The 24,162-nt window shown below is 51.0% G+C and carries 37 protein-coding genes and 1 tRNA gene; 16 read left to right on the forward strand and 22 right to left on the reverse strand.

The genetic code is table 11. The features are described from left to right. The first annotated feature begins 115 nt into the window (after positions 1 to 115). Complete coding sequence (locus SynROS8604_RS11100; protein WP_186544033.1) at positions 116 to 274, forward strand: hypothetical protein; 159 nt, start codon at positions 116 to 118, stop codon at positions 272 to 274. A gap of 35 nt (positions 275 to 309) precedes the next feature. Here the strand turns inward: SynROS8604_RS11100 and SynROS8604_RS11105 are convergent, their stop codons facing one another. Next, entirely contained in the window at positions 310 to 717 is a 408-nt protein-coding gene (locus SynROS8604_RS11105; RefSeq protein ID WP_255445018.1) for a hypothetical protein, read from the reverse strand. Between the two features lie 433 nt (positions 718 to 1,150). Here SynROS8604_RS11105 and SynROS8604_RS15985 point away from each other — a divergent pair, with 433 nt between their 5' ends. From SynROS8604_RS15985 to SynROS8604_RS15995, 3 genes are all read left to right on the forward strand, one after another. After that, positions 1,151 to 1,393, forward strand: a complete 243-nt coding sequence (locus SynROS8604_RS15985; protein WP_255445019.1) for a hypothetical protein — start codon at positions 1,151 to 1,153, stop codon at positions 1,391 to 1,393. Then, complete coding sequence (locus tag SynROS8604_RS15990; protein WP_255445020.1) at positions 1,377 to 1,574, forward strand: hypothetical protein; 198 nt, start codon at positions 1,377 to 1,379, stop codon at positions 1,572 to 1,574. The genes SynROS8604_RS15985 and SynROS8604_RS15990 overlap by 17 nt, the downstream gene beginning before the upstream one ends. A 100-nt stretch (positions 1,575 to 1,674) precedes the next feature. After that, positions 1,675 to 1,800 (forward strand): hypothetical protein, encoded by a 126-nt coding sequence (locus SynROS8604_RS15995; protein WP_255445021.1) that lies wholly within the window; start codon positions 1,675 to 1,677, stop codon positions 1,798 to 1,800. A 253-nt stretch (positions 1,801 to 2,053) separates the two neighbouring features. On the opposite strand, the gene SynROS8604_RS11115 is transcribed toward SynROS8604_RS15995, so the two are convergent. After that, complete coding sequence (locus SynROS8604_RS11115) at positions 2,054 to 2,449, reverse strand: hypothetical protein (RefSeq protein WP_255445022.1); 396 nt, start codon at positions 2,447 to 2,449, stop codon at positions 2,054 to 2,056. 41 nt (positions 2,450 to 2,490) lie between these two features. Between SynROS8604_RS11115 and SynROS8604_RS11120 the strand changes: the two genes are divergently transcribed. After that, positions 2,491 to 2,676, forward strand: coding sequence for a hypothetical protein (locus SynROS8604_RS11120; protein WP_186544035.1), 186 nt, complete (start codon positions 2,491 to 2,493; stop codon positions 2,674 to 2,676). A 253-nt stretch (positions 2,677 to 2,929) separates the two neighbouring features. Continuing rightward, positions 2,930 to 3,073, forward strand: coding sequence for a hypothetical protein (locus SynROS8604_RS11125; protein WP_186544036.1), 144 nt, complete (start codon positions 2,930 to 2,932; stop codon positions 3,071 to 3,073). 135 nt (positions 3,074 to 3,208) lie between these two features. Here the strand turns inward: SynROS8604_RS11125 and SynROS8604_RS11130 are convergent, their stop codons facing one another. Further along, positions 3,209 to 3,487 carry a hypothetical protein gene (locus tag SynROS8604_RS11130; RefSeq protein ID WP_186544037.1) on the reverse strand — a complete coding sequence of 93 codons (279 nt, stop codon included), beginning with the start codon at positions 3,485 to 3,487 and terminating at the stop codon, positions 3,209 to 3,211. A gap of 158 nt (positions 3,488 to 3,645) precedes the next feature. On the opposite strand from SynROS8604_RS11130, the gene SynROS8604_RS11135 reads away from it, so the two are divergent. The 6 genes from SynROS8604_RS11135 to SynROS8604_RS11160 all read left to right on the forward strand — a co-directional run bounded on the left by SynROS8604_RS11135 (position 3,646) and on the right by SynROS8604_RS11160 (position 9,256). Next, positions 3,646 to 4,947 carry a site-specific integrase gene (locus SynROS8604_RS11135; RefSeq protein ID WP_186544038.1) on the forward strand — a complete coding sequence of 434 codons (1,302 nt, stop codon included), beginning with the start codon at positions 3,646 to 3,648 and terminating at the stop codon, positions 4,945 to 4,947. A gap of 243 nt (positions 4,948 to 5,190) precedes the next feature. Next, positions 5,191 to 5,424: a hypothetical protein gene (locus tag SynROS8604_RS11140; protein ID WP_186544039.1), complete on the forward strand. Its 234-nt coding sequence runs from the start codon at positions 5,191 to 5,193 to the stop codon at positions 5,422 to 5,424. A gap of 178 nt (positions 5,425 to 5,602) precedes the next feature. Then, positions 5,603 to 8,296 carry an AAA family ATPase gene (locus tag SynROS8604_RS11145; protein ID WP_186544040.1) on the forward strand — a complete coding sequence of 898 codons (2,694 nt, stop codon included), beginning with the start codon at positions 5,603 to 5,605 and terminating at the stop codon, positions 8,294 to 8,296. After that, complete coding sequence (locus SynROS8604_RS11150; RefSeq protein ID WP_186544041.1) at positions 8,283 to 8,534, forward strand: hypothetical protein; 252 nt, start codon at positions 8,283 to 8,285, stop codon at positions 8,532 to 8,534. The genes SynROS8604_RS11145 and SynROS8604_RS11150 overlap by 14 nt, the downstream gene beginning before the upstream one ends. 199 nt (positions 8,535 to 8,733) lie before the next feature. Further along, the gene (locus SynROS8604_RS11155; protein WP_186544042.1) at positions 8,734 to 8,940 is read left to right on the forward strand and encodes a hypothetical protein; all 207 of its coding nucleotides are present in this window, start codon (positions 8,734 to 8,736) and stop codon (positions 8,938 to 8,940) included. Beyond that, a complete protein-coding gene (locus SynROS8604_RS11160; RefSeq protein WP_186544043.1) occupies positions 8,933 to 9,256 on the forward strand; it encodes a hypothetical protein in 324 nt (107 codons plus the stop codon). The genes SynROS8604_RS11155 and SynROS8604_RS11160 overlap by 8 nt, the downstream gene beginning before the upstream one ends. 176 nt (positions 9,257 to 9,432) lie before the next feature. Here SynROS8604_RS11160 and SynROS8604_RS11165 read toward each other — a convergent pair whose 3' ends face one another. The 5 genes from SynROS8604_RS11165 to SynROS8604_RS11185 all read right to left on the reverse strand — a co-directional run bounded on the left by SynROS8604_RS11165 (position 9,433) and on the right by SynROS8604_RS11185 (position 12,413). Beyond that, positions 9,433 to 9,855 carry a hypothetical protein gene (locus SynROS8604_RS11165; protein ID WP_186544044.1) on the reverse strand — a complete coding sequence of 141 codons (423 nt, stop codon included), beginning with the start codon at positions 9,853 to 9,855 and terminating at the stop codon, positions 9,433 to 9,435. 17 nt (positions 9,856 to 9,872) lie between these two features. Further along, positions 9,873 to 10,088, reverse strand: coding sequence for a hypothetical protein (locus tag SynROS8604_RS11170; RefSeq protein ID WP_186544045.1), 216 nt, complete (start codon positions 10,086 to 10,088; stop codon positions 9,873 to 9,875). 170 nt (positions 10,089 to 10,258) lie between these two features. After that, positions 10,259 to 10,627, reverse strand: coding sequence for a MarR family winged helix-turn-helix transcriptional regulator (locus SynROS8604_RS11175; RefSeq protein ID WP_186544046.1), 369 nt, complete (start codon positions 10,625 to 10,627; stop codon positions 10,259 to 10,261). 464 nt (positions 10,628 to 11,091) lie between these two features. Further along, a complete protein-coding gene (locus tag SynROS8604_RS11180; protein WP_186544047.1) occupies positions 11,092 to 12,096 on the reverse strand; it encodes a carbamoyl-phosphate synthase in 1,005 nt (334 codons plus the stop codon). A gap of 98 nt (positions 12,097 to 12,194) precedes the next feature. Continuing rightward, positions 12,195 to 12,413 (reverse strand): hypothetical protein, encoded by a 219-nt coding sequence (locus SynROS8604_RS11185; protein WP_186546089.1) that lies wholly within the window; start codon positions 12,411 to 12,413, stop codon positions 12,195 to 12,197. 195 nt (positions 12,414 to 12,608) lie between these two features. On the opposite strand from SynROS8604_RS11185, the gene SynROS8604_RS11190 reads away from it, so the two are divergent. Both SynROS8604_RS11190 and SynROS8604_RS11195 read left to right on the forward strand, forming a co-directional pair. Next, positions 12,609 to 12,887 (forward strand): hypothetical protein, encoded by a 279-nt coding sequence (locus tag SynROS8604_RS11190; protein WP_255445024.1) that lies wholly within the window; start codon positions 12,609 to 12,611, stop codon positions 12,885 to 12,887. Positions 12,888 to 13,099: 212 nt separating this feature from the next. Next, positions 13,100 to 13,885 (forward strand): transposase, encoded by a 786-nt coding sequence (locus SynROS8604_RS11195; RefSeq protein ID WP_186544048.1) that lies wholly within the window; start codon positions 13,100 to 13,102, stop codon positions 13,883 to 13,885. A 253-nt stretch (positions 13,886 to 14,138) separates the two neighbouring features. Here SynROS8604_RS11195 and SynROS8604_RS11200 read toward each other — a convergent pair whose 3' ends face one another. The 8 genes from SynROS8604_RS11200 to SynROS8604_RS11240 all read right to left on the reverse strand — a co-directional run bounded on the left by SynROS8604_RS11200 (position 14,139) and on the right by SynROS8604_RS11240 (position 20,813). Beyond that, positions 14,139 to 15,107 (reverse strand): carbamoyl-phosphate synthase, encoded by a 969-nt coding sequence (locus SynROS8604_RS11200; protein WP_186544049.1) that lies wholly within the window; start codon positions 15,105 to 15,107, stop codon positions 14,139 to 14,141. Positions 15,108 to 15,205: 98 nt separating this feature from the next. After that, entirely contained in the window at positions 15,206 to 15,424 is a 219-nt protein-coding gene (locus SynROS8604_RS11205; RefSeq protein ID WP_186543740.1) for a hypothetical protein, read from the reverse strand. 165 nt (positions 15,425 to 15,589) lie between these two features. Beyond that, positions 15,590 to 16,789 carry an inverse autotransporter beta domain-containing protein gene (locus SynROS8604_RS11210; RefSeq protein ID WP_255445025.1) on the reverse strand — a complete coding sequence of 400 codons (1,200 nt, stop codon included), beginning with the start codon at positions 16,787 to 16,789 and terminating at the stop codon, positions 15,590 to 15,592. 95 nt (positions 16,790 to 16,884) lie between these two features. After that, a complete protein-coding gene (locus tag SynROS8604_RS11215; protein WP_186543739.1) occupies positions 16,885 to 17,100 on the reverse strand; it encodes a hypothetical protein in 216 nt (71 codons plus the stop codon). Between the two features lie 370 nt (positions 17,101 to 17,470). After that, a complete protein-coding gene (locus SynROS8604_RS11220; protein WP_186544050.1) occupies positions 17,471 to 18,436 on the reverse strand; it encodes a carbamoyl-phosphate synthase in 966 nt (321 codons plus the stop codon). Between the two features lie 86 nt (positions 18,437 to 18,522). After that, positions 18,523 to 18,786, reverse strand: coding sequence for a hypothetical protein (locus SynROS8604_RS11225; RefSeq protein ID WP_186546091.1), 264 nt, complete (start codon positions 18,784 to 18,786; stop codon positions 18,523 to 18,525). Between the two features lie 259 nt (positions 18,787 to 19,045). Next, complete coding sequence (locus SynROS8604_RS11230; protein WP_186544051.1) at positions 19,046 to 19,996, reverse strand: carbamoyl-phosphate synthase; 951 nt, start codon at positions 19,994 to 19,996, stop codon at positions 19,046 to 19,048. A gap of 580 nt (positions 19,997 to 20,576) precedes the next feature. Then, a complete protein-coding gene (locus SynROS8604_RS11240) occupies positions 20,577 to 20,813 on the reverse strand; it encodes a hypothetical protein (RefSeq protein WP_255445027.1) in 237 nt (78 codons plus the stop codon). 298 nt (positions 20,814 to 21,111) lie between these two features. Between SynROS8604_RS11240 and SynROS8604_RS11245 the strand changes: the two genes are divergently transcribed. Next, positions 21,112 to 21,357: a hypothetical protein gene (locus tag SynROS8604_RS11245; RefSeq protein ID WP_186544053.1), complete on the forward strand. Its 246-nt coding sequence runs from the start codon at positions 21,112 to 21,114 to the stop codon at positions 21,355 to 21,357. Positions 21,358 to 21,585: 228 nt separating this feature from the next. On the opposite strand, the gene SynROS8604_RS11250 is transcribed toward SynROS8604_RS11245, so the two are convergent. The 5 genes from SynROS8604_RS11250 to SynROS8604_RS11270 form a co-directional block, all read right to left on the reverse strand. After that, positions 21,586 to 21,816 (reverse strand): hypothetical protein, encoded by a 231-nt coding sequence (locus SynROS8604_RS11250; RefSeq protein ID WP_186544054.1) that lies wholly within the window; start codon positions 21,814 to 21,816, stop codon positions 21,586 to 21,588. Positions 21,817 to 21,889: 73 nt separating this feature from the next. Further along, positions 21,890 to 22,321, reverse strand: coding sequence for a hypothetical protein (locus SynROS8604_RS11255; protein ID WP_186544055.1), 432 nt, complete (start codon positions 22,319 to 22,321; stop codon positions 21,890 to 21,892). 118 nt (positions 22,322 to 22,439) lie between these two features. Then, positions 22,440 to 22,706, reverse strand: a complete 267-nt coding sequence (locus SynROS8604_RS11260) for a DUF1651 domain-containing protein (protein ID WP_186544056.1) — start codon at positions 22,704 to 22,706, stop codon at positions 22,440 to 22,442. Beyond that, positions 22,706 to 22,891 (reverse strand): hypothetical protein, encoded by a 186-nt coding sequence (locus SynROS8604_RS11265; RefSeq protein ID WP_186544057.1) that lies wholly within the window; start codon positions 22,889 to 22,891, stop codon positions 22,706 to 22,708. Before SynROS8604_RS11265 ends, SynROS8604_RS11260 begins: the two co-directional genes overlap by 1 nt. Before the next feature lie 93 nt (positions 22,892 to 22,984). After that, a tRNA-Arg gene (locus tag SynROS8604_RS11270) sits at positions 22,985 to 23,058 on the reverse strand. 66 nt (positions 23,059 to 23,124) lie between these two features. Here SynROS8604_RS11270 and SynROS8604_RS11275 point away from each other — a divergent pair. After that, positions 23,125 to 23,907, forward strand: coding sequence for a helix-turn-helix domain-containing protein (locus SynROS8604_RS11275; protein WP_186544058.1), 783 nt, complete (start codon positions 23,125 to 23,127; stop codon positions 23,905 to 23,907). Between the two features lies 1 nt (position 23,908). Here SynROS8604_RS11275 and SynROS8604_RS11280 read toward each other — a convergent pair whose 3' ends face one another. Beyond that, positions 23,909 to 24,148, reverse strand: coding sequence for a hypothetical protein (locus SynROS8604_RS11280; RefSeq protein WP_006853466.1), 240 nt, complete (start codon positions 24,146 to 24,148; stop codon positions 23,909 to 23,911). Positions 24,149 to 24,162: the final 14 nt, after the last annotated feature.

Here is a 24,162-nt window from a genome sequence, read left to right on the forward strand (position 1 = left end):
CCTCCGTCGCCGCCCTGCAGGCTTCACGCCCCTCCACAGCGAGGCATTTGCACCTGAGAAAGCCTCGCTTTCTGGATTTCGCCTGGCAGACTGGACCACCTAGCCGATTGTCCTCTTGTCCGTCGATCGCCATTTGAGAGTCGTCGCGGCTACCTCCCCAGCAGATGCAGCACGGCTTCAACAGGAGGAGAGTCTCCGCACACCTGGCGTCATGAAAACCCTGGTGACACCGAGAGTCAATCTGGGGGAAGGGCTAAGGCAGGGCAGCCGCTGAATGAAAGAAGGCCTGGACACAATCCATCGCGATCTTTATGGGCCTGGGGAATCGCCCATTCTGAATGGAGAAGAAAAACTCGAAGACAGGACTTCCCATAGGCCCGGACGTTTAGCGAGCTCATTTTTCGCCTCCACAATCAGCTCGTTCTGGGTGTCTTGATCAAGGGCAAGAGCGTCACAAAGACGGGCAAAAGCCTTTTGCTCATCGGAGTTAACAGTGAATTGGTAAGCATCCCGAGAGGAGGCAATCACCATGTAGGACAATTTTGCCGTGAGAGCTCTACATTCTTCAGGGATCTCCTCCGCCAAGACCTCCAAATCATTGGGATGGCTGAAGGCTGCAGCCCAAGACGGAATGGCGGCTTCTTTGAGATAACGCTTACTAAGAGATTCCAAGAGCTCCTGCTCCTCAGGTGCCATATTCCCGTCCGACACAGCCATCAATTTAAGGATCTGGATAACTACTCCTGCCGTACGGAGATCCATAATTACATCCATTTTAACTACCATAGCGTGGCAACTTAATGTCAACAAAGTTTTTACCACTTTTTAATAGTCCTTCGGCATTTCCTGTTCCTAAACAGCGGCTCCAAACGTGCCATTGGTTCCTGTGACTAAATGCCCCATCAGCTCAATTTCGATCGACGAGTGGAGAACCTCAGGGACATTTTCCTTCCAGCTATGATTGTTAGCTGATAAGCACATCTTTAAACAAGCAACCTTTGCAATAAAACCAGGGCTAGACGGAATAAAGAAGGAAACCAATAAGACGTTGGCTTTGTACGCGCCCTAGAGGCAAGCTGCACGCGCCAACTCTGTCCTGGAACAGCCCTGAGAATGATTGCTACATAGAGAAAGCTGTTGCTGCTCGTTGATGGGAACCAAGACTGCGATCTTGGCAGCTGTGCTTTCTGCCATCTCTCCAATGCGAGTGGTGATGGCCAACGAGCCAGGGCTAAGTGCACAGGATGTTGTACGCCGCTACAGCAAGACAGTGGCTTGCCAAATTCATGAGGAGAGCCCCAGCCAGTACGCCAAGGTCCAGTTGGAGCCTGGCATTCAAGATGATTTTGGAGCTATCTGGCTGGTGGGTTGGACTGGTGACCAGGGTCATTGATGCGGAACCGATGCCGAAGCTTCTGATGGGAACGCTGTTGGAGCTGGATTTTCAAGACGACGTGCTGACGATCCGCGGCACCACTGTTCGCCAGAAATGGGGCACTCTCAAACAGGTGACAGAGCGCTATCTCTGGCTTGGTCCATGGGGTAACGGCCCACGTTTCAAGCGCCTGTCTTGAGACATAACCTTGACCCTGCTCTGTGGAACCGCAGTGGTGAAACACTGCAAGTCGAGATCAGCACAAACCCCATCTGCAAGGCCCGAGCCAAACTGACGAAATGAAACGTCTCCTACGGCTTCTTAAGCGACTGACAGGCAAAACGCAGAAGCCTCCGCTTCATACGCCTGAGGAGTTGGAGTGCTTTAAACGGGATGCCATTGAGAACCGGGGCAAGCACTACTAATGCAGGGCGCAATTGCACTGGGGCTGGTGGCTGTCCTGTTTCTTAGCCTTCAGGTTTGGTGGCTCAGCAAGGTCTTTTTAAATCGTCCACGGCAGCCAAGACCCATGGGCGATTCAAAACCAAGGGGAGCCAATTCACTCCAAAACGAACGTCATGCTCTGGAGAAGATCTTTGGGAAATCCTGAGAACCAATACAGCGCTTTCAGAGCACCCAGCCCCCACGAAGCCCCCAGTTCATTCAGCGCAGATCTGCTTAGAAGTAGAGAAGACTGGATCGGCACAGATGCAGCGCCTTACGCGCCGAATCAACCGATGCCGTATTGGGTGTGGTCAATCCTTTTGGAACCACGAGTGCGTCATTGAGATCCAGACGAACCCGGGCAGAGAACCACGATCCACCACCAGGCAACGATGCACGGCAAACATGATTTTGTTCACGATCCACCTTGCGCTCAATCAACCAACCATCAACGCGATCAATCGTTTGAAAATTCTGAGCCAGGGCTGATGTTCCCATCAGCGAAACAAGCAGCAAGAGGCATTTCATACAACAGAAGACACTCGCATCGACATTGACATGGGTGAAAGGATGAAAAGCAACGTGAGCAACATCACAGCAGAGCTGGATACCTGTCATCACAGAAGCCATGGATTCGAGAGATGGTCATCCATCGAACCCATCTCGCTTCCATGAACTTCACTCTCCCTGGCTTCGAGTCCTGGAACTTACAAATCGTATTTTTTGGAAACATCCTAATTCTTGAAGCAATCCGTGATACCGAAACGCTAAGCACCGTGCTTCAGCCAATGGACGACACACGCAAGGCCGCTCATGGATTGATCAACATGCCAAGCTGCAGCCTGATCGGACATTAAGGCGGAAGCCAAGCATCCTCTATGTGATGCCAAACTCGTACTTTTTGAGTGCATTTGTTGAAGCAGAGATAGCTTTATGAATGGAAGCGTCTAAACGTCACTTCCATTTATCTTTGCGGCCAAGACCGGATCGGCTTGCGCAGGCCATCAACCTTGTGGGTGTCAATCAGCGCTTCCGCATGTGCCCAACCCAGGGAAAACTCAACATGGAGTCCCCTCCTTCCGTAGCCTCAAGATCAAGAAACATTGACGCATGGACGAAGACAGCAGAAAGGCCAGACGAACGACTTTTGCCTGGGTCATCGGAGCCAACGTCGCAGCATGGGGTCTTTACTTCGTTCTAACGAAAGTTGTGGGGATCGATTTTGAGATGATTCGCCAAGCCAACTACGGCTGACTCAGGGAGAAGCGCTTGGCGGACTGCTTAGAACGTGCTTGGTGATTCAATCACCCTTCGCCTAACGGCAGACCAGACCGATGGCCACGACTGAAATGAAAACTATGCGGTTTTAGAGGGAAAACTAAACCTCATTTAGTGAAAGCCGGTACGGTTCATGCGCCAACGCCTAATCGCGATTTCTGTCGTTAGGTCATGATCGGCAAACCTGGCTGGGATGACATGAACAAGGTCGTCGAGATTGTGACCAAAGAAGGCGTCAAGATCGCATCGCCCAAAACCAGCCAGAGGGAAATGCTTCACACCGCGCTTCGCAATAAAAAAGGGACTCAGCGTTTGCTGAATCCCCTCAAGCCATAACGCCCCCTGCTGGATTCGAACCAGCGACCGACTGCTTAGAAGGCAGTGAGTCATACAGTCAGGCGATTCTCCTAAGTAACTGAAATTACTGGCCAGAACGTAGATCACAGCTGAAGCTATCGGGATCTGGGCCACACATTGTTCACGCGTGTCATGGCATGTAATGGCCATTTGGGCCACACTTTGGGCCACACCCGAGCATTTGGGCCACAGTGGCGAAGCGAAAGAAAAAAGCAGTCGCAGACTGGGAACAGGCTCTCCGCCACAGCCTGAAAGCGGTGAACGGCAAAGGCTGGAGCCTCAGGGAGAGTCGTGGCCGGGCCCAGCTTGTTCAGATCCTGGAAGACCGCAGCAGGCGCAGCACCAAGCTCGAAATCATCTGGGCCAGCAAAAACGTTGGGGAGATGCTGGAGGCGGTGGCCCAGCTCCGGGAATACCTGCAGAACGGCATGGACTGGGAGGTCGCTCTAGCTAACCGCGAGGAACTCTCTGTCCACAGCACCGGCACCACCAGGGCCACCAAAAAGGTGAACTGGGAGACTGCCTGCGATCGATTTTTAGAGTCACGCTCGAACCGGCGCAGCAGCACCCTCAGCGATCTCCGGACCCGATTGCGGCGTATTCAAGAGGTCATGGACAGTAAGCCCAAGGTCACCGACGGGCCAGGTTTGATGCGTCGCTACGCCGCGCTGCATTTCGCGGATTGCCCTCCCGGTGGTCAGGGTCGGAAACGCCAGCTGCAGGATGTGAGCGCCTTTCTGTTGTTCTGTTGCGACGACCTGGGCTTCCCGGCGCGTTGGATGCCGTTGTCTACGGCCAAGCGTCAGAACCTGGTGGGCAGCTCTCCCACCACCGGAAAGAAAAAACAGCCGACCATCCCGGTCATGCCGGAGGACTTCAGCTGGCTCTTGGAGAGGATGCTCGAAGACCACAAGGAGCAGCTGTGGTTAATGACGGCGATGCTCGGTTTCTACGGCCTGCGCGAGGGCGAAATCTGCCTGCTCGACATTGATGAAAGTGGCGACGTTTATGTTGGCGGCGAGCTGAAACGGGACCTCCGCACCCTGAATAGCGCGCAGGAGAAGGGGGAGCGCCTCGCTCTGGGGCTCGATCTAAAGGGTCAGCCCGGCGAAGCTCGCAGGATTGCTCAGTTGTTCCGTTCTGGACAAATCGGCTTGCCCAAACCCGTGCAAAACCAGATTGAATTGGTGCCCCAACGGAACAGCTACCGGGAGGTGGGCGCAGCGTTCGCCCAAATCCTTCAGCGATATAAACCCTGGCAGGAATTAGTTAAGCGGACTCCAGGATTGAAGCCGTATGGATTGCGTCACGGTTGGGCATGGCGGGCTCATAAATATTCCGCTCGTCCTCTTCATTACAGTCAGGCGGCAGCCTTTATGGGTCACAGTGTCGAAACTCATCTGAAGTATTACTCCAGTTGGGTAGATCAGAAGGAGCTCATTCAGGCAGGTAAAACCTACAATGAAGCCCTTCAACTTGCCGACATTTACTAGGACAAAGCATCAAGGAGACGGAGCAAAAATGTTGCAGTCTGAGATGACATGTCCTAGAAGAGTCATATCGGATTGAACTATCGGCTCTTTTGAGTCTTCGCCAGGTCCCGTGTCTGGTGATCGCTACGCGGATAGGTGTCTCCGGGTATTTCTCTGCCTCTCCCTACGGGATAAAGAGCCTGCGAATCAAATCGGCGACGGTTTGAAGAGCTGAGCACAGAAGTTCTCGATGACTTCAAAACGATGCAAGAGCAATGGCTTCGAACGCCACAGGCTGCGATCGCCTGCGGTGTATCTGAACGAACCCTGAAACGCCTACGCGACGATGTCCTTGAGGAAGGTATTCACTACCAGGTGGGATTCAGCAGCAACTCCGCGTACCTCTGGGAGGTGCAAAGTGTGCGCGCCAAGCTCGCCTGGCGGGGAATGATCCACCGCAAAGCCGCTGAGGTCATCCGCGAACAGGTGGAGGCATAAAAATGAGCCCCACACAATCTGCGTGGCGCTCACTACTTGCCAAAGATGAGCCCAATTTAGGCGAGCGACTGCCACTTGAGCAGTCGTGCAAACAACCCAAACCCTCTGCGGAGACTGACATCGAGATAGCCCTACGGGGCTGCTGTGGCCCAATCTGCGGCCCAAAGCGGAGGTAGCCATGACCACCGCGGAAAATTTTCATCGGCTCGAACCGCTCAGCAACAGCGACCGACTGCAGCCTGTAATTGGTGGCAATGAGTTCAAAACAGCAGAAGGATCTGACGATTTTTCTGGGTTGAAAATCGATGAAGTCGATCAGTTCACATGGCTACTAAGCAAAGACCTTGACGACACCTGGCTAAGGGCTATCGACCCACTAAAGATCCGAACCCCTGGAGGGGACGCAGGGTTTAGCGAGGGGTGGATTCAAGACAAGGTCGAAGCCGGGTTCAACGTCTACATGGTCATCGGTGAGACCAGCCGCCCCCCAGCCAAAGGCGGGGGAATCAAAGACGCCGACATCGATTCATGCGTTGCATTCTTTGTCGAGTGGGACGACGGCGCATCACTTAAAGAGCAAGCCAGCCGCTGGAAGGCATCGGGTCTGCCTGAGCCCACTGTGATGGTGGCAACAGGCGGGAAGTCGCTGCATGCCTATTGGACGCTTGAAGAGCCACTAGCCCCGACAAGGTGGAAGGAACTTCAGACGCGGCTGATCACGCATTGCAACGGCGACAAAACATGCAAGAACCCCTCACGGGTCATGCGGCTCCCCGGTTGCCCGTACTTCAGCAAAGAGACCGGCAAGATCACAGGCCGGTGCAGGATTTATGCCGCATCAGGCCAGCTCATAACAGCTGCTGAGATCGAGGCATGCCTGCCACCCGTTCAAGTCGCCCCACTAGGCGATCTGTTCACCGCGGTTGACCGGCCATCAACCACCCACACGCCCCGCCCGATCGAAGAAATCCGAGATGCAGCCAGACACATCCCACGCAGGGCCGGAGGGCAAGGCACCTACGAACGAGACAGAAATGCACTCTGCGGGTGTGCTGCTGCGCTGAGGGATGCAGGAGCAGCAAGCCCAGACGCTGAAGCCTTAAGCCTGCTGGGGAGCTGTTGGCCGACACCACAGGCTGCGCGGCAGGTACTGGCCAGCACCACCACCCGCAACGCTGCGAGTTTTTGGGCGGTCGCAAAAGAGAACGGTTTTAGCCTGAGCAGGAGCCAGCCCCAAACAGTTGAGGCCAGCAGCAAGCCGGCAACAAACGCCAAACGCAAGCCGAAACGAAACCCTCAAAAGCATCTATCGCACTCCAAAGCAATGGTGTGTTTTGAACGTTGCGTGGAGATTCAAGCCAAGAGAGAACGCAACAGCCTGAGGCGCCGTGCGCGGCTCCTAAAAGCAGCAAAGGATCTGGGGCTTGCGTCCTATCTCAACCGCGCTGAGATCTCCCAACGTGTGCTTGAAGCAAAGGTCGAGGAACAGGGCCAAAACTTTCGGATGCTGACGGTGGCAGACCGCCAAGCCATGGCCAAGCCTGTGATCCGCTGGTTGCTGCCCGGCGTGCTGCCTGCTGGTGATCTGACGATCCTTGGCGGTCGTCCCAAGGTCGGCAAGACGCGATTAGCGATGGCATTTGCAGCGGCAGTTCTGGAGGGGCAAAGCTGTTTCGACATGCAAAAGCCAGCGAAGCCAGCATCAGTGATCCTTTGCACGGACGATCAATCAGACGGCGACACCGCCGAAATGTTGGAGTCGCTCAACCTCTGGGAACACCCACGTCTCACATGGTCGAAGCACTTCCGGCTGTGTGAACGCGACATCGATCAGCTGCTCATGGCGATCAGCTCAAACCCCGGCGCGCTAGTGATCATTGACAGCCTGAGATCGATCAGCAGATGCCTGCAACACGGCGAGAACGACCCTGAAAGCGGCGTAGTGCTCTACGACCTAAAGCAAGCCGTCACAGATGCAGGAGGAACGCTCCTGCTTATCCACCACTGCAACAAGGCCGTCGACCTGGTGGGAGTTGAAGCACTAAGCGGCCACAACGCAATCGCAGGCGCGGCCAACACCGTCTTGACGATGCATTACGTCGACAGCAAAGGGCAAGCCGACAAACAAGCACCTGAGCGGCGCCTAGTACGCGAAGCACGATCTGGCGAAGGATTCGACCTAGTGATCAGTCGCGACGGTCCTGGTCGATTCAAACGGGTGTGTGATCAAGGCGAATGGAAGAAGCAGCAACAGGAGGTCAAGCAACGTGAACAGCTTTCAGACCTGCAACAGGAGGTACTCGCTGTCGTCGATGCCTTGGAGGGTCAGTGGCTAACGCGCAGGCAAGTCTGCGAAGCCCTCGACATCGAATGGACGAACAGAGGCAGAAACAAGGACTGCCGGCGGGTGGAACGTGCGCTGAGGACTCTTGCGAGCGAGGAAGAGATTCAGACCGTCAGTTCCGGGTCAGAAAACACTTATGCCTCGTGTAAGGGTCACATTAGGGTGGTCTCAGTGGACCCACCCAGTCATACCAACGGGTCTGAGGTGGCCCGTTGCGTGGTGTCACATGGTCTCAGTGGTCCCACCTTCCTCCCTGCACCCGCGACCGGGACCAGTGTCCCGTTTGACGGGACAGAAAAGGTCTCACCAAACCCCTTGGCATCACTGGGTGAGACCGCCGAGACCAGTGACCCGGGGGTGTTAGAGGCAGAGCGAAAAAAAAGCAAAAAACGATCTGTTCGGACTTCTCCTGCTGAAGCTCCGAAGCCAGGAGCCGGAGCGGCTGGCACTCTGATCTCTGGCGCTCACGACACCACCCCACCCTCTCAACTCCCCTTTGTGATGGAGGACGGTGATGAGCTCACGTAATCGCTCCGGCAGGTGCCTAGGCGTTGAGTTGGAACCCGACCAGCTCAGCCGGCTGCATGCACTCGCCCGCGAACGCCGGATCACGTTGTCCGCGCTCGTTCGTGAATGGTTGGCCCTGGGCCTGGCCGGCTCACTCGAAGACGGATCACCGGAAGCATCCATCGCCCGGTTGCAGCTACAGATCGACGCGTTGCAGCGGGACGTTTTGACGTTGCATCTCAAACGCCTACCCCCCTAGGGCACTCACATATTCCGCGATATCTCGTGGCGAAATCCCGCTTTTAACTGCCTCTTCGCGCGCGAGTTAGTTTTTCTTATGGATTAGATGCTCGAAAGTGCATTACATTTGTAGTACAGTACAAGCTCAGGACAGGGACTGCTGGCGCCTTTGCTTTTGGTATTAGCAGGACTACTCCTGTTCATTCAGAGAAATACCCATGCCTAAGAATCAAACTGTTCAAGTCAGGGTCAATTCACAAACTATTGAGAATTTAAAAAGGCTTTCTAGTCAAAGCCAGGAGTTTCAAAGTGAAACGGTTAGAAAGGCTTTGGCTTTATATTTAGAGGCGATGTCGGATGCCGATAATAAGGTTTTGATAGTAAATGATTTGAAGAAAACGAAAAAGGAGATAATTCTTGCCTAGCTCTAGTGATTCTTATGAAACAGAATCTGTTAAATTGATGAGTATCCTTGAATCTAGATCTGATGTTATCAATAACGTAAGTGATGTATCAGCCTTGCTTGAGGCTGATACAGATAGACAGATAAAATTAGGTAAGCATCGGTTCTTTTACAAAGATCTTCCTAGGTATTCTCTTATTTTTGGTATTGCGTCTCTTGGTGTTTATTTATCATTCGTTGAGCATAGTAAAGACCTTGCCTCTGTTTTGTTCGCGATTGTTGCAGGGGCTTTGGGATTAGACCCGAATGTACGCAACCGTCTGGACAAGCACGAGTGACTGCTGACTCCACAGTGACGCAACCGCTTGATGTGCCAGTTGGTCTTGTCGCGGTGGTGTTTGCCCGTCTCATCGCGTGAGACTGATGCGGCGATTCCTGTCCAATTTGACCTTGGCTCGTGTCCAAAAATCTGAGACTCAAGCAGGTGTGCCAGTTGGGTTGATCCGAAAGCCGCTTAGGGCTGGAGTTCTCGAAGTCGGTTGAGGCTAATGAACCTCTGTCCGTTTGATTGCATTGCCCCAGCGGCTTCCCATACCGGTGATGCCGCACCTGAATAGATCTCTGTTGCTTCTCCAGTCTTGTCAATCTGTAGAACGATCAACCTCTCAGCTGTTGGTTCCATCCCGCGAAGAGCCACTCCACGACTGCCAGTGGTCGCTTTAATTTCCACGCTGGTGCCGTTGGCGTCGTGAGCGTCAATGCCTTTGTTGCTGGCTGTGGTCAATGTCAGACCGTTTCGAGCGGCTGCAATTACCTCACCGATGCTGCCTACTAGGTGTCCATCAGGGGTGAAGTGGCGGCCAGGTGCTGCAGCTTCAAGTGCTGCGGTGACCCTGAATAGTTCAGGAACAAGGCGTTGAATTGCTGCAGCGTCCATTTCAGTTGGTTCAGGTATCAACCATCAAATACATTGGTGATCTTTGGAGTTACATATTTACAAGTGCCCTTTGTTGTTGTTGTATTTGCATCCTGAGCTGAGAGCAGAGCAAAGATCACCGAACCGTTTTGGCAGACGTATCGGTAGACGTGATCTGGATCGAGCCGGATTGAAGCGGTGATGAACTTGCCGTCACGCAGGAGATACCGCTGCGCTTTAAGGGGAGTCGTCATGCTGTTTTTTGATTGTTGTGCTGCCGGTGGTGCGCCAAGCGCAACGCTTCCGACGAGCCAAAACTAACGAGATCAATCAGGGATGCAAGAGGCTGACCTTCGGGTTATGAGCCCGACGAGCTGCACCGTGGGTTCGAATTCGACCCTCTCCGCTGAGGATTTGGTTGTGCTCATCTTGGCTTAATGGGCATGGTCATTTGTTTCTCCATCAGGTTCACCATCTGTTCACCTTTTGGAGTGAGAAAAATTCGATAAGCACGGTAATTATCTGGATCAACTTCTCTTCTGACCAGTTTTAATCCGTCTCGATGCTCAAGGCGGTGAGCAGGTCCAAGCCAATCAAGACAGCGCGAGACAGAAGACTTAGACATTTTCACTGCTTCAATCACATCTGATTGACGGCAGCCGTTGTGAGATGCCACCCAAAAGAAAATTGCAGCTAGCTGCATTGGGAATTCCTTCTCTCCAGTAGCGCGCAGAACTTCAATAACCAGATGGGCGCGATAAAGGCTGACGTTGGTGATTTTGTCCAGAGTCATGTCGATGGATATGTAAAAGGTCGGCTAGCTCCTACGAACGGTGATTAGAACCTGGAACTAGCGCGACTAACGGATCCGACCCTCTTCGCTGACGAGTAACTGATGCAGCAGTGACGGGTCAGTTACCCGTCAGTGTCATGCGGCTGAACAGATCGGAGCCAGTGCAATCAGTTGCCCGAACGTCGATCACTGAGAGCGATGCAGCAGTGCCAGCGTCATCTGAGTTTCGAGAGTCATTGGGAAAAAAGCAGCTGCTTGAAGTATTCCCCCTTCAGAAAATACCTAACTATCGATCTGCAATATCCATAGCTGACACCCTTGTTTTAGCGATTTCTTTTTATCTATTATCTGCTCAATCGTGCCAGGTATTGGATGGCATTTAAAAGTAATTACAGAAATAAAAAGACCCTGCCGTTGTGCCACAGGCACAGAAGAACGGCTGTTATGCTCTTTGATTCTTATCTCTAGCAATCAACAGCAAGGTTATAAACTGCTGGAGTGCTAAGGTAAGGCAAACATCTTCTCGAATTCCCCACTCTTACGTCTCGGTTGCTTGGCGTTGCGGTTAATGCCTTAATCACAGGTTGTTGTCGAACTTCTTTTCTCATTGCTGTTGTTTTGGGTCCACCAAAACGTAATTTCAAATCAGCAGTCACCCTGGATTCAAAATTTTCGTCATAGGAATAACCAACACCTGCCTGTAGTTGATTACTGATGTCATATTCGAGCCGTGTTTTCACTCCAGATCCTTCAGCATAGTCTTCAAATACTTCTGGCTCTTTCTCACATGTTTGGTAGTAATAACCAGCCAATAAAGACAATGAGTTGCTGATTTTGTAATTAACATCAAGGCCGACAGTTGTTAACGGCTCTGCTCCAAAGCTACTATTAATCAACGCGACATTGTCTGAGCCATAGCCATATTCCCCAACCGGTATTAATCCATAGATATTGGCACCCCATTGGTTGCTTTGTAGTTCTGCATTAACAGCAACCTGCTGAAAGAACGGTGTTTGTGAATTAAAGACTTCGATGCCATTGGTTGTTGCACCTGTTGCCATCGGCCTGCTGTCATAGCCAGCATTGATGCCATACATCGTGCTGCGATCACCATTGAGCCAGCGGTAGCCCAAGCGCGTTGAGGTCGAGATGGTGGTGCCAGCAACAGTGGTTTGTCCAATGCTGCTGTAGCTCTCGTAATCAGCGAAATTAGCGTTAGCGAGGACATCAAGAAACCAGACGCTGTTGTCGCCAACAGAAAGAGGCAAGAATCCACCAATACCTGCTTGGTTTGCTGTTCCTGCTCCTTGCAGTGCGCCTTGAAACCCAAGGGTTGGTTTGACGACATCCTTCAGGCTGATGCTCATCACACCAAGGTCATCAGCACTGCCGTCCTCTTGAGCAATGGCAGGCAGAGCAGAAAGAGAGATGGCAGAAGCCAACAGCCCCAGGGAGAGACGACGCAGCATGGAGCGTGAATCAGTTGCCGTAACGATGCTTTGCTTGTGCTGCTGCTGCCAGCTGCAGTAGGCAGTTTCAGCTTTGCTGTTCTGCTCTCACAAAGGGACTAGAGGCTCACACCCAGCTGCCAAGCCATAAGCCTGTCTCTTTCCTCTTCCACCAACAGGGGCACCATCCAGTCCGACTCGACTTCAGCAGCTACATCCCTTCCAAGCTGTTCAATGCCGAGGGTTAACCAAGACTTATAGCCATCAGCGTCATTCGCCCTCAGTGCCATCAGTAGCTCTTGCAGTAGAGCCAGCGTCATCTGTGTGTTGAGGGTCATTGGTTTAGGGCAACTGGTTGAAGTATTCCCCGAAGCCAACTGCGAGAATCTTCTGAAAAGTGTAGAAAAGTAAACGCCATGCAGAGGGCTCTAATCGCTTTACAAGCTGAACCATACTTAGAGTTGAAGTGAAGCCTGAGAAGTCGGTAGGGACAATATCTTTGCTAAGGATTGCTAAAAATTTTTGACAAAGCAATGCACAATCCTTCTGACAGGCTTAGAGGTAATATGTTTGCATTTATTGCGATGAGAGCCTGCCTTGTATTGATTGCTGGATTATTTCTTTTTGGAATACAAGCACAAGCCAATACTCGGTCGCTTACAAGGAGTGGAGTGAGTGAGGAGATCACGCTCAACCTCTTGAAGTCAAAAATTCCTCAAGGCGCAACAGTTACAGATACATCCTGCAAAGAAATACAAACAGCAGGTTTTAATTATTCATATCGTTGCACTATTACCTGGGAAGAAAATTAGATATGATCCATTGAACTGCTCGCTTGATGATCTAAGTCCCATCAGCAGCTCTTGCAGCAGAGCCAGCGTCATCTGAGTTTCGAGAGTCATTGGGAAGAAGCAACTGCTTAAGCATTCCCCTATTGAAATAAACAACCCCGCACGTGGCCGGGCTAGTGAATATTCAGTCGGGAGATTGATAGCCACAATCAGCGAACCTGTTCGTTCATGGAATGGGACGTACGCAACGCAAGCTTCCAGCAGGTCATTCCTTTCACATCACACTCAGGTGCAATAGCCGTCAGTTCTTGATTGCCAAGGGCTTGAGAAGGGATGTGCTTCTTGCTGTGCTCGCTAAGGCAAAGCAGAAAGTACCTCATCGCTTGTATGCGGTGTGCCTGATGGCTAATCACCTGCATCTGCTTCTGCGTCCTAATGATGCATCACAGCTGCCAAAGCTGATGCATTGGGTTGGCTGGTACTCAGCGATGGCACTGAATCGTCTTTCTGGACGTTGCGGGCATTTTTGGGAGGCAAGGTATTACGCCACTGTGATTGCGCCTAGAGACCACAGGCGAGTGCTGAATACGTTGCGGTATATCCACGCCAATCCAAAGGCAGCAGGAATCAGGAAAGGGTTTTATGACCCCTATTCCAATTATGGGCATTACGGAAGATTGGAATGTGATGGCATCAGTGAGTGGCACCCCAGCTTTCTGCAACTGGCATCAAGCCTGAAAGGCTGTTCCAGACGATATGCACGGTTCTGCCAGAAGTATCGCCATCACGCCAAAGGAACACCTAAGTGCCATTGGGGCTCAAGCATGCTGAAACGACTGGTTGAAAAAGGCAGAAGCAGTCAAAGCAGGAAGAACCGGGTCTCACCAGGGCAGCAGAACTTACCCTTTGCATTTGATATTCGCCTCAATCAAATGCCAGAAGACTGGCATCAAGTCGCGGTGAGATTTAGACGAGCAAATGGCATTCGTGATGGCGATCAAATCCTCAAGCTGTGGTGATTAAACCAGGAAATATAGATAGAGTTAGGGCAAATCAGTTGAGGCATATTTGTCATGAATACGCAAAATAATTCTTATTGGCTCCTGCCAAATAAGCCATCAAGGCAGCTTTCTGAATTCCAATGGTGCCAGGTATTGGAGGCTGATTTAAGGGTTTATGGTGTTGATTGAAGAAATAAAAAACCCCTGTGGTCGCAGGGGCGTTGAGTGACAAGCTGCCACTACATCTCAATTACACCTTTACAGAAAAGCACTACTCAAATGTACAGGCTTGTCGCTTCGTTGGCTGACAACCATCGCCAAAAGCACTACTACTATCGTGCACCCTCACATCTCGGTTGCTTGGTGTTGATGTTAAGGCATTGATGACAGGTTGTTGTTGAACTTCTTTTCGTTTTTCAGTTGTTTTCGCACCACCAAAGCGAACTTTAAGATCAGCTGAAACTCTTGTATCAAAAGCCTCGTCGTAGGAGATATTCACTCCTGCTGTGACGCCACTTGCCATTTCGTAAGCCAAGCGTCCGAGTACGCCAGAACCATCAGCTGTTCCTAGGTCACCATTTTGGTAGTAGTAACCAACAGACGCATTCACCACTGGAGTGATGAAGTAACCCACATCAAGCCCGTAGGTGTTGAGTGAACCGCCTTGATAAACGCTGTTGAGTTGAGCTTCTTTCTCACCGACAGGCACTAAGGCATAGGCATTGAAATTCCAGCTATCTGAGATTGCTTCTGCATTCACAGCAAGCTGCTGGAAAAACACACTGCTCTTATCTGTGACGGATACCCCTGTATCGGCATCGCCTGTAGCCATCGGGCGACTGTCATAACCAGCATTCAGCCCATACATCCAGCTGCGATCTCCATTCAGCCAGCGGTACCCAAGCCGTGAAGAGGTGCTGATCGTGGTACCAGCCACATCGGTATTGATGATGCTGCTGTTGTTTTCGTAATCGGCGAAGTTGGCGTTAGCGAGGACATCAAGAAACCAGACGCTGTTGTCGCCAACAGAGAGAGGCAAGAACCCGCCAATACCTGCTTGGTTCGGTGTTCCAGCGCCTTGAAGTGCCCCTTGAAAACCAATGGTGGGCTTGACCACATCCTTGAGGCTGATGCTCATCACCCCGAGGTCATCAGCACTGCCCTTCTCTTGCGCAATGGCAGGTAGGGCAGCAACAGAGATGGCAGAAGCCAGCAGCCCTAGGGAGAGACGACGCAGCATGGGGCGTTCAATAGATGCAGTAACGATGCTTTGCTTGTGCTGCTGCTGCCAGCTGCAGTAGGCAGTTTCAGCTTTGCTGTTCTGCTCTCACAAAGGGACTAGAGGCTCACACCCAGCTGCCAAGCCATAAGCCTGTCTCTTTCCTCTTCCACCAACAGGGGCACCATCCAGTCCGACTCGACTTCAGCAGCTACATCCCTTCCAAGCTGTTCAATGCCGAGTGCCAGCCAAGACTTGTAGCCATCAGCGTCATTAGCCCTGAGTGCCATCAGTAGCTCTTGCAGCAGAGCCAGCGTCATCTGAGTGTCGAGGGTCATTTGTTTGGGGTAACTGCTTAAAGCATTCCCCGCTGCCATGAAAACCCAGACTGTGGCGGGATAAAGCATTATTTAGTGCCAAGCATCGAAGAAAGATATGGGCGGTTATTAGAGCGAATAAAGAAACAAAAAGCTCCTGTTATGTCAGGAGCTTGGTGGATATCGTTATTTAATCAAATCTCCTCCCTGCGGAATCATAAAAGGACGTCCATCATCAGACTTCGCATCAATATTGCAAAACCCCGTCCTTCGCAACCGTTCGCACTTACTCCTTCCTTCCGCGTCTATGGTAAGAAGTAATTTTTTGCCGTCTTTGTCGATCCGTGGCTCAAAAGTTTCAACCTTGCCGGTCGCTTTGTCCATAACATTTATAGAAATGCCGTCACAAGCAATCGCAACAAGAACTCGCGCCGCATTTACGGCATCCGGGCCTTGACAACCATTGGCGTCTATCACGTCATGCACCCTCACGTCCCTATTGCCTGGCGATGATGTTAATGCAGATATGACAGGTTGATTCTGAACTTCTTTGCGTTGTGCTGTTGTAGCTGCACCACCAAAACGAACTTTTAGATCAGCTGAAACTCTGGTCTCAAATGCTTCGTCGTATGAGACGTTCACTCCTGCTGTTAAGCCACTGCTGATTTCGCAGGCAACTCTTCCGAGCACACCAGACCCATCAGCTGTGCCTAGATCACCGCTTTGGTAGTAGTAACCAACAGAAGCATTCAGCTCTGGAGTGATGAAATAACCAACATCAAGCCCGTAGGTGTTAAGTGCACCGCCTTGGTAAAAGAAGTTGAGATCTTGCTCCGTATCACCTATAGGAATTAAGGCATAAGCGTTGAAGTTCCAATCATTGGAAACAGCTTCTGCGTTGAATGCCACCTGCTGAAAAAATGCACTCTCCTCTGTGCCGCTGACATTGATGCCTGTATCGCTTCCGCCTGTATTCATCGGGCGGCTGTCATAACCAGCATTCAGCCCGTACATCCAGCTGCGGTCTCCGTTTAGCCAGCGATAACCAAGCCTTGATGAGGTGCTGATCGTGGTGCCAGCAACATCGGTGTTGATAATGCTGCTGTTGTTCTCGTAATCAGCGAAATTAGCGTTGGCGAGGACATCAAGAAACCAAACGCTGTTGTCTCCAACAGAGAGGGGCAAGAACCCACCAATGCCTGCCTGATTCGGTGTTCCTGCTCCTTGCAATGCACCTTGAAACCCAAGAGTTGGCTTGACGACATCCTTAAGGCTGATGCTCATCACCCCAAGGTCATCAGCACTGCCATCTTCTTGAGCAATGGCAGGCAGAGAAGCAATGGAAATGGCAGAAGCCAAAAGCCCTAGGGAGATACGACGCAGCATGGGGAGCTGATAGATAAGGCAACGATGCCTTGCTTGTGCTGCTGCCGCACGCTGCAGTAGGCAGTTTCAGCTTTGCTGATTTGCTCTGAAAAGGACTAGAGGCTCACGCCCAGCTGCCAACCAATCAGCCTGTCCCTCTCCTCTTCCACCAACAAAGGCACCATCCAGTCGGACTCGACCTCACCAGCTACATCCCTTCCAAGCTCTTCAATGCCAAGGGCAAGCCAGGACTTGTACCCATCAGCGTCATTAGCCCTGAGTGCCATCAGCTCTTGCAGCAGGGTAAGAGTCATCTGAGTGTCGAGGGTCATTGGTTGTGGGCAACTGGATAAAGCATTCCCCGCTGCAATAAAAACCCGCTCGTCATGGGTCTAAGTATTAATCAGCGCTAGGTATCGGATGTCATTTAGGCGTGATTAGGCAGTGATTAAAGAAATAAAAAGCCCTTGCAATTGCAAGAGCTTTGGGAGTTAGCCTCTAATTTCTTTCTTCAATTTTTCATTGCGGCTTTGCCTTGCACAGTTCTTGACCACCTTCTTTGGATATTCCTTCGCGGCTCCTATAGTACAAATGTTAACAAAATGTTACAAATACAGTTAAAATACATTAACTTACGGTGAGGTGCAGTTAGTACACGTGTCACTCGCTCCCGGACTGAATCTCCATTATCCAATTCATTATTCAAATACACACATCCACTGCACCCGGATAACACTTCGTGTCGTGCACCCGAACATCCCTGTTCTTGGGTGATGCTGTTAACGCATTAATTGTTGGATTCTCCCACTTTTTCTTCGTCGCTGCTGTTGTACTTGGGCCACCAAAGCGCACTTTAAGATCAGCTGAAACTCTTGTATCGAATGCTTCGTCGTAGGAGATATTGACTCCTGCTGTGACGCCACTGGTCATTTCATAGGCTAAGCGTCCGAGTACGCCGGAACCATCTGCTTCTCCTAGGTCACCGCTTTGGTAGTAATAACCAACAGAAGCATTAACGGCTGGAGTGATGAAATAACCAATATCAAGCCCGTAGGTATCAAGCGAGCCGCCTTGATAAACGCTATTCAGCTGTTGCTCTGTATCACCAACAGGAACTAAGGCATAGGCATTGAAGTTCCAGCTATCAGAGACTGCTTCTGCATTAACTGCCACCTGCTGGAAGAAAGCACTCTTCTCTGTGCCGCTGACATTCACGCCTGTATCAGTTCCACCTGTATTCATCGGGCGGCTGTCATAGCCACCGTTAACGCCATACATCCAGCTGCGGTCGCTATTTAGCCAGCGATAACCCAATCGCGTTGAGGTACTGATCGTGGTGCCAGCTACGTCGGTATTGATGATGCTGCTATTGCCGCCGTAATCAGCAAAGTTGGCATTGAGCAGCACATCAGCAAAGAACACACTGTTCTCGCCAACAGCGAGGGGCAAGAACCCGCCAATACCTGCTTGGTTAGGCGTGCCTGCTCCTTGTAGTGCGCCTTGAAAACCCCAGTTGAACTTGACTGCATCCTTAAGGTTGATCTCCATCACCCCGAGGTCTTCTGCGCTACCTGCCTCTTGAGCAGCCGCAGGAAGCAGAGCGCCATTAGAGAGTGCCAGTGCAGCAACACCGCTTAGCGATAACGACAGGCGCAGTGAACGCTGCATTGATAAGGATCTATTGAGCGCAGAATGGCTTGCTTTTACTGCTGTTGCGAGCTGCAGTAGGCAGTTTCAGCTTTGCTGCCCTGCGCTCACAAACGGATTAAAAGCTCACGCCAAGCGTCCAAGCCATCAGCCTTATCTACGCGAAGCAGATAAACCACACAGCTTGTCCAGCTGAGATACAGCACCAACAACGGCACCATCCAATCCGATTCGACCTCAGCAGCTACATCCCTTCCAAGCTGTTCAATGCCGAGTGCCAGCCAAGACTTGTAGCCATCAGCGTCATTAGCCCTGAGTGCCATCAGTAGCTCTTGCAGCAGAGCCAGCGTCATCTGAGTGTCGAGGGTCATTTGTTTGGGGTAACTGCTTAAAGCATTCCCCTGCATTAAAAACTCCGCTCGTTGCTTGGCTAAGTATTAATTATTGCCAGGTATTAAAGGCTGATATAAGGGTTTATGGTGTTGGTTGAAGAAATAAAAAGCACCTGTGGTCGCAGGGGCTTTAGGAGTCTTTAATTATTTGGAAGGGGAGGGAGTTAGCCTCGATGGAGACACCTAGAGACCAGGAGCACGTGTCCCTCACAAACGAAGATCACGGCCATGCCGGCTGCTATGGAACCCTTCTACAGGGCCCTGGTTTATCACAAATGATATCATCGTGAACCCTCACATCCCTGTTCTTGGGTGAGGCTGTTAATGCATTAATTGTTGGATTTTCCCACTTTTTCTTCTTCGCTGCTGTTGTACTTGCACCACCAAAGCGAACTTTAATATCAGCTGAAACTCTGGTGTCGAATGCTTCGTCGTAGGAGATGTTCACTCCTGCTGTTAATCCGCTGCTGATTTCATAGGCAAGGCGTCCAAGCACACCAGACCCATCAGCAGATCCAAGATCACCGCTTTGGTAGTAGTAACCAACAGAAGCATTCAGCTCAGGCGTGATGAAATAACCAACATCAAGCCCGTAGGTGTTAAGTGCACCGCCTTGGTAAAAGAAGTTGAGATCTTGCTCCGTATCACCAACAGGAATTAAGGCATAAGCGTTGAGGTTCCAGCCATTGGAGACCGCTTCTGCATTGACTGCCACCTGCTGGAAGAACGCACTCTCCTCTGTGCCGCTGACAATGATGCCGGTATCGGTTCCTCCTGTATTCATCGGGCGGCTGTCATAGCCAGCATTCAGCCCGTACATCCAAGAGCGGTCACCATTCAGCCAGCGATAACCAAGCCGTGATGAGGTGCTGATCGTTGTACCAGCCACATCGGTATTGATGATGCTGCTGTTGTTTTCGTAATCAGCGAAATTAGCGTTAGCGAGGACATCAAGAAACCAGACGCTGTTGTCGCCAACAGACAGTGGCAAGAACCCGCCAATACCCGCCTGATTCGGTGTTCCTGCTCCTTGCAATGCACCTTGAAACCCAAAGGTGGGCTTGACCACATCCTTCAGGCTGATGCTCATCACACCAAGATCATCAGCACTGCCCTCTTGCGCAATGGCAGGCAGGGAAGCAAGAGAGATGGCAGAAGCCAAAAGCCCCAGGGAGATACGACGCAGCATGGGGAGCTGATAGATAAGGCAACGATGCCTTGCTTGTGCTGCTGCCGCACGCTGCAGTAGGCAGTTTCAGCTTTGCTGCTATTAAGTAGGCAATAAAAAACTCCCGCTGTTAAGCGAGAGCTGATTGATGTGAAATCCTTGGTTTACTTGGCGTATGACACGCCGCGATAGGTCAATGGTGCCTTCTTGGTTGCATCAAAACCAACACCTTTGTGCTGGACATACTGCTTACCACGATAGGTGAGAGTCATTTGAGGTTCCTCAGAAATCCAGGTCCCCGTTCCGTGGCCTGGCGAGTCTGCGCCTCACAGAAGTGAGGTGAACGTTCTTTGTAGTTGGTACTACTTTATTTTTATAGCAACAACGTCAACGTTTCTGTTGTTCGTGCTGTTACACAAGTGAATCCAATCTTTCTATTGGCAGCATATCTATACAGAAACGAAAAACCCCCAACAGTTAGGGCAGGGTTAGAAGGCTTTAGCGTTGGTTGCCAGAGCTTCATCAGCAGTGCCACGCTTGCGCTTATCAGGCAGCTTGGTCGAAATGATGTCGTCATACAACTAATCCAAGTCCTCACCCGTTATGGGTACAACACCTCCATAATTTCCCAACGGGACTGCAGACTCACGCCTAGCTGCCAAGCCATCAGCCTGTCCCTTTCCTCTTCCACCAACAGGGGCACCATCCAGTCTGATTCCACCTCACCAGCTACATCTCTTCCAAGCTGTTCAATGCCAAGAGCAAGCCAACCCTTGTAGCCATCAGCGTCATTAACCCTTAGCGCCATCAGTAACTCTTGAAGTAGAGCCAGCGTCATCTGAGTTTCTAGAGTCACTGGATTGGGGCAACTGCTAGAAGCATTCGCCGCTTCAGAAAGCCGCAGCTATGTCTGCTGCAATGTCCCAAGTTGACACCCTTAATTTAGCTAGCTTGTTTTATCTAATTTCTGCTTAAATTTTTAGTTTGCAGATTGAGAGAACATTCGGCTGTTCGTTCGTGTGATCATCTACAGTAAAAATCACTCTCATCCCGTCTAAAGAAGGCTGTTGGATACCCCATGAGTATCGACAATCCGCGCTGGTGTAGAGTTATCAATTAATAGCTAATTTCTATAAATGTCTCGACTATCCCTGGTGATCGCCTTTGCGGCTGTTGCATCTATCTCTGCTGTGCCTGCGCATGCCAGCAAGTGGGTTGATGACATTATTTTCGGAAAGTGCGCTGAAGCCATGAATAAGGAATACTTGAAAGCAGGTAAACAGCTGCTCTTGAGCAAGAAGAACGAGACCTGTAACTGTGTAGTGAAAGAGATGAATAACCACAAGAGCATTGACGAAGCTAAAAACTTCTGCATCAAGTAGATTGTCGTGTCAACATAAACATAAAAGTCAGATCGATGTGTTAATTGAATACATATTCGCTAACACTTTCTCTTTGCGCAGACACTCAACTTATTAATTATGAATATTCAGTCGGGAGATCGATAGCGACACACACAACGCCCCCTGCTTTTCCCTTTCGGGTTTTGTATAGCTTTCAGCCATAAGGCTTCAGGCTTCCCGACGAGTGCTTAAGTCCAACCGGCTGAATTAATCCCAAGTTTCCTTATCTAATAGCACCTTCAGAGAAGCACCGCCCACCACAAGCGCGATTGCAGTGCTGGTATACATTTCAGCCTGGCATGATTCAGCTGCGATCTGATTTCGCTCCATAAAAGCCTGACCTTCAGAACACATTTTTGAATTATTCGCTTCATTTGCGAATAACACAGCTGCAACTATCCCCACTCCCCCTAGTACCTTTTTGATTGTGTTGATCATGGTTCACATTTTTGGTATTAGTTAAATTTTCTCATAGCCTTGCTTTCATGGCTTCAGGCTTCCCGACGGAGGATTAGCGGCAGAATTTATTAAAAGCAACTGCTTCCTCTCCTCCTGGTATTACATCAAACCAACGTTCCCATTCCGGTTTGTTGGAATAAACAGAACGCCATCGGTATTTCTTTGAATTACAATCAATCTCATGCGCATTAACAAGTTTATTGCTTCGGTCAACCATTTTAGTGAAATAAATGCAATGACTTTGCCTGCAGTCAACGAGTTTCATTTTTTTCATTAAATCCGTGCCAGGCGATGATGATAACAACACCCAACCAGGCGAATCGTATGTTTTTTTCTGATCTTTAGATGGAAATTTGTAGGTTGTACCTCTAAGCATTTCATATGTCGGTTCTTGTCCCCCACCCCACCAAGCCTGAGCAGGATTAGGGATTAAGAATGAACCACCGATAACAGCAGCGATAGCGACAAAAGCAGAAAGTTTCATTTGATTCAGGTGTTGTGTGAAGGTCGCCCCTCGATGTATTCACAATCGCTGAATCAGAACGAATCCGAATCCCCCATTCGAGTGGTCTTCGCTGCTGATGTGTCCCCCAAACAGGTAGTCAGTTAGGTGCTGAGCAGGGTTGCCAACCGATCTTCTGCAGGTTGATCCACATTTCGATGCCTAGATGCCTAAGCATCCTTTGCTGCCTGATTGGCTGCCCAAGCCGTGCTGACAAGTGGTAGTAGCTCGCCAGAACGAACTGAGCATGTTGCGTTGGTGTGTCGGGCTTGATCTGCGAGAGCATCCCTTCTTGCCTGTTGACCAGCCAGCCTTCACCGTTGAGCTTCTCTTTATTTCTGACGTCATCAGGCTGCTGCTGCCACATCACTGCAATTTGGCGAGATTGCCCATGGGGTGAGACCAACTCACTCGAAAGGATGAGTTGAAATCCCTTTTGATCAGCCCTTGGAGCGTGTCGATGCGGTCGGAGGTCTCTGCTGCTGTTGCTCGTGCCATGGCCAATAAGCCTTTGAAAGCCGCTGGCACATCCAGCTTTTGGGGAATAACCAACACTAGGACGACTTGGGCCACACTTTGGGCCACACAAAGCAACAAATAAGAAAAAAGGGCTCAGCTTTCACTGAAACCCCTTGCTGTGATTAACGCCCCCTGCTGGATTCGAACCAGCGACCGACTGCTTAGAAGGCAGTTGCTCTATCCAGCTGAGCTAAGGGAGCATCAAGCCATTTTGACAGTTGGCGTACACCACCCCGCTTAAGCTTGAAAACTGTGCGGTACAGACGATGGCCCCCAGCCGGCTTAACGACAGCCACAAGCAGGAAATTGTGGAGCGGTACCGCGCTGGAGAAACAAGCGCTCATATCGCGGCAGCCTTCGGATGCAGCGCAAACACGGTGAGTCGCACCGTTCGGTCTTTGTTGAGCGCTGATGAATACGCCGAGCTCAAAATCCAGCGTGCCGCCAAAGGGACGGCTTTAGAGATCTCTGCTTCAGAAAGCAGCGCGCCTGACTCAGCACCAAGCACCAACGCGGAGAGCAGCAAAAAGAGCGTGGGGAGTGAAGCTGATGGCGATGCTGTTGAAGATGAAGATGGCAATGGAGATGGTGAGAGCCAAATCCTCGCGCTCGATGATGCCGAAGATTTCGGTGGCGCCGATCTCGACGACAACGAGACCTTCAACACGGACGATGAAAATGTTTTCCATGAGATAGCCGTGCTCCCGGTGGACCTTCCCCAGGTCACCACCCAAGAAGTGATTTGCCGGCCCTTTGCCTCTGAACTTTTGCCAGACAGCGTCTACATGCTTGTCGACAAAACGGTGGAGCTTGATCCTCGGCCACTCAGTGAGTTCCCTGAATTGGGCCTGAGTGACCCCTCAGAGCAGCAACGCCAGGCTTTATGCCTCTATGCAAGTCCACGTGCTGCCAAACGCCAATGCGGCCGAAGTCAGCGGGTGATCAAAGTGCCAGACACCCAGGTCTTTGAGCAAACATCGTCCTACCTGCTTGCCCGTGGCATCACGCATTTAGTGGTTGAGGGATCCCTCTTTTCACTCAAGTCCTGATTCAGCGGTCTGGGTCTGAATCAGGCGCTGGCGCCAACACCGCAGCCACACTGCCACCGCTGATGATTCCGAGCACCAAGCTGACGCCAACAATGAAGCCGGAGGGAAGGGGGGCAGACCGACCAACGCCAAGGTTGAGGCGATAGCGATCATTCAGATTTTGTGCACCAAGGCAGAGCACTAACAGCAGCGTTAGCCCACTCCCCAAACTCAACAGCAGCAGTCGTAGCCGGATCAGCATCGCAATCGCTTTTG

This window comes from Synechococcus sp. ROS8604, assembly GCF_014279655.1.
In the GTDB taxonomy this organism is placed as follows: Bacteria; Cyanobacteriota; Cyanobacteriia; order PCC-6307; family Cyanobiaceae; genus Synechococcus_C.